Here is a 495-nt window from a genome sequence, read left to right on the forward strand (position 1 = left end):
CTAAAAACCATCGTTCTGACCGTTTCAAGCCTGGCGGCAGTTTCCGCCACAGCCTACGCGCAAAACGCTACGCCCAACCAAGTCGGCATGGCAATGATGCGCCTCAACTCTTCCCTGCTCGACCAAGCCAAAGCACAAACCTTCGGCTCTGGTAGCTTGTGGGCATCATTACGTAAAGACTTCCGCATTAACGAAGTCAACACAGAACTGGTTCGCCGCCATGAAAACAAATTTGCTGCAAACAGCGCATATTTCGACCGCACCATCTCCCGCAGCAAACCTTATATGTACCATATTGCCAATGAAGTTAAAAAACGCAATATGCCTGCTGAAATCGCTTTGCTGCCTTTCATTGAAAGCGCATTTGTAACCAAAGCCAAATCACACGTCGGCGCATCCGGCCTGTGGCAATTTATGCCGGCTACCGGCCGCCACTTCGGCTTGGAAAAAACGCCTTTGTATGACGGCCGCCACGACGTTTACGCTGCTACCGAT

1 protein-coding gene is annotated in these 495 nt (G+C 51.1%); it reads left to right on the plus strand.

Annotated elements, in window-relative coordinates:
- Positions 1-495 (plus strand): transglycosylase SLT domain-containing protein (locus ACTHUR_RS19100; RefSeq protein WP_440400346.1); only part of this gene is annotated, 495 nt, incomplete at both ends.

The sequence above is a fragment of the Neisseria sp. P0021.S007 genome (assembly GCF_051956855.1).